This is a genomic window from Streptomyces sp. NPDC004561 (assembly GCF_053602155.1).
In genome coordinates, this window is sequence record NZ_JBSGDB010000740.1 from 1 (window position 1) to 2,915 (window position 2,915).

A 2,915-nucleotide genomic window follows, 5' to 3' on the forward strand; every position below is an offset into this window, starting at 1 on the left:
GGACCGCCGCCTGAGCCACCGCGCCCTCACCGGCGCGCAGTTGCCGGGCGGCCCGGTCGCCGGCGCCCGCGTCGGCCGCCTGGCGGGCCTCGTTGAGGCGGGCGGTGGCGAACACCAGCCGGTCCTTGGCCTGTTCGACGTAGCCGGTGACGGGATCCACGGCCGAGGGCGCGTACCGCTCGTGGAGGGCCGCCAGGGTGTCCTGCGCGGTCACCGTCCGTGCCGCCAGCTCCCTGAAGCGGGCCTCGGCCGGCTCCAGCGCCGAGTAGAGCCGGGGCCCCTCCAGCCCGCGCAACCGGTCCAGGGCGGCCGCCTCCGCGTCCAGCCGGCGGCCCGCCTCCGCGCACCGGCCGACCACGCCCACCAGTGCCTGCCGTCGCGCGGCCGGTTCCCGCGGCACGCCCTGTTCGTACCGCCGCCACATCGCGAACGCGGCCGCCAGCTCGGTCCCGGCGGACCGCAGGGCGTGGCGGAAGGGGTCGGTCTCCAGCGCCTCGAACCGGCCCTGGACGAAGGAGAGTTCCTCCCCGCTGGTCCGTACGCAGTCGTCGGCGAGGACCAGGGCGGCCCGGGCCTGGCGTTCGGAGTCTGCGAGCGCGGGGGCGGGCGGGTGCACCGAGACGATCCCCGGTGTCGTACGGGTCCGGGCGCGCCGGGTGCGGCGCAGATACCCGTAGCCGGCCAGCACCACGGCCGCGACCCCGGCGACGAGCGGCAGGACGAGGTCGGCCGTGGACGTCTCGTCCTGTCCCGCGGCCCGCGGGCCCGCCGCCGTCGTGGCGGGGCCGGCGGGAACCGGCCCTTCGGCGCCGACCGTCATCAACGGCAGCAGCAGCCACCCCACCCCCACCAGGGCGCCCAGCACGGCATGCGCCACCCGCATCCGTATGTGCGCCTTGGCGCGCCGGGGCCGGCCCCGGATCAGGGAGGACGTCACATTTCGGAGCGTATGGGCAGGTAGGCGGCTTCGCGAGCGGGATGGATACGGGTGGGGGACCAGGCGGACAGGGAGACGGAATGGGCGAGGAGACGGCTCCGGCACCGGCACCGGCCGGCGGCGGGACGGACGGGGACGCGGCCGGGCCCGGCGCGGGGGAGAGCGGCGCCGGGACGCCGGGGGAGCGCCGGTGGCGCGTCGGCCCCCGGCGGCGCGGACCGGCCGTCCGCCGCGGCCCGCTGCGCCGGGCGCTCACCGCGCTCGCGCTGCTCCTGCTCCTGCTCCTCCTCGCCCTTCTCGCCGCCGAGACCGGCCTTCGCCTCGACTACGCCGGGCATCCGGCCCCCGGCACCCGCACCCGGGACCGGGACGCCCTCTGGCTGGGGCACGCCTGGGTCGACGGCCGCAGGACGGACCGGGACGTCGAGGCGCTGGCCCGGCGGCTGCGCGGCACCGGCGTACGCGATCTGTTCGTCCACTCGGGACCGCTGGAGCACGACGGCACGCTGTCCGAGTCGGCGTATCCGAAGGCCCGTTGGCTGATCGCGGCCGTGCACCGGGAACTGCCCGGCGTCCGCGTCCAGGCCTGGCTCGGCGACAGGCTGGCCACCGAGACCCCCGACGGCCTGCGCCTGGAGCGCCCCGCAACGCGTACGGCGATCGTCGCCACCACCCGCCGAGTCCTCGCCGCCGGTTTCGACGGCGCCCACTTCGACCTGGAGCCCCTCCACTCCGGCGACCGGGACTACCTGTCCCTGCTGGACGACCTGCGCGCCCTCACCCGGGCCCGGCACGCGCTGCTCTCCGTGGCCGCCCACCAGATCGACCCGCTGCCCGCCTTCCACTCCCTCGCCGGGGCGTTCACCGGGCACCCCAAGTGGTGGTCGCAGGCCTACTTCGGGCAGGTGGCGCGCCGGGTCGACCAGATCGCGGTGATGTCGTACGACACCGCGCAGCCGCTGCCGAGCCTGTACGGCGGCTATGTGGCCGAGCAGACGTCACTCGCCCTGGAGGTCACCCCCAGGACCACGGATCTGCTGATGGGGCTGCCCTTCTACCACACCGACAACATGGGCCACCGGGCGAGCGCCGAGACCGTACCGGCCGCCGTGCGGGGCGCCCGTCTCGGCCTGTCCCGCACCGACGCCGGGCGCGCCCGCTTCGGCGTCGCCCTGTACGTGGACTTCACGGCGACGGAGGCGGACTGGCGGGCGTACCGGGAGGGCTGGTGCGCATGACCCTGGCGCGATTCCGGTCCCGCTGGGACCATCGTCGTCATGCACATGTTCCTGGTGGTCGCGGCAGCCCTGGTCGTGGCGCTGATGGTGGGCTTCGGCGTCGCGGGCATCACGACCGGATGGGTGATCCCGCTGGGCCGGCGCCGGATCCTGCGGCCGAAGCTGTGGGGGTACGGCCAGCTGACCGGGGCGGTCGGGCTGGCCCTCTGGATGTTCCTCGGGGCGCTCCCGCACAGGTTCGACGTGCTCCCGCTCGTCGGCTGGTTCCTGTTCATGGGGGCGCTGGGCCTTCAGATGCTCGCCCAGCGCCCGGGCCGCGCCACTACGACGAGCGCCTCCTGATCTTCGAGCCCAGCCACACCAGCGGGTCGTACTTGCGGTCCACGGCCCGCTCCTTCAGGGGGATCAGGGCGTTGTCCGTGATCCTGATGCCCTCGGGGCAGACCTCGGTGCAGCACTTGGTGATGTTGCAGTAGCCGAGGCCGTGCTCGTCCTGGGCCGCGCGCTTGCGGTCCAGGCCGGTCTCGGCGGCCGCGTCCAGGGGATGCATGTCGAGTTCGGCGATCCGCATGAGGAATCGCGGGCCGGCGAACGCGGGCTTGTTCTCCTCGTGATCGCGCACCACATGGCAGGTGTTCTGGCACAGGTAGCACTCGATGCACTTGCGGAACTCCTGCGAGCGGTCCACGTCCTCCTGGGACATGCGGTACTCGCCGGGGCCGAGCCCGGGGGGCGGGACG

Annotated in this window: 3 protein-coding genes and 1 pseudogene; 2 read left to right on the plus strand and 2 right to left on the minus strand. The window is 74.9% G+C overall.

Going from position 1 to position 2,915, the window contains the following annotated elements; all coding sequences use genetic code 11:
- A pseudogene (locus ACWEN3_RS44500) lies at nt 1-937 on the minus strand (hypothetical protein); the annotation flags it as partial.
- An 80-nt stretch (nt 938-1,017) separates the two neighbouring features.
- Here ACWEN3_RS44500 and ACWEN3_RS44505 point away from each other — a divergent pair.
- Together ACWEN3_RS44505 and ACWEN3_RS44510 are read left to right on the plus strand one after the other, a co-directional pair.
- Nucleotides 1,018-2,175 (plus strand): hypothetical protein, encoded by a 1,158-nt coding sequence (locus ACWEN3_RS44505; protein ID WP_452983854.1) that lies wholly within the window; start codon nt 1,018-1,020, stop codon nt 2,173-2,175.
- Nucleotides 2,176-2,214: 39 nt separating this feature from the next.
- Entirely contained in the window at nt 2,215-2,517 is a 303-nt protein-coding gene (locus ACWEN3_RS44510) for a hypothetical protein (RefSeq protein WP_452983857.1), read from the plus strand.
- Here ACWEN3_RS44510 and ACWEN3_RS44515 read toward each other — a convergent pair.
- Nucleotides 2,498-2,915: 4Fe-4S dicluster domain-containing protein (locus ACWEN3_RS44515; protein ID WP_452983860.1), on the minus strand; the 418-nt coding region annotated here is incomplete at its 5' end. The genes ACWEN3_RS44510 and ACWEN3_RS44515 overlap by 20 nt on opposite strands.

Coding starts and splice junctions, on each gene's coding strand:
- ACWEN3_RS44505 (WP_452983854.1), top strand. CDS start 1,018: ATGGGCGAGGAGACGGCTCCGGCACCGGCACCGGCCGGCGGCGGGACG.
- ACWEN3_RS44510 (WP_452983857.1), top strand. CDS start 2,215: ATGCACATGTTCCTGGTGGTCGCGGCAGCCCTGGTCGTGGCGCTGATG.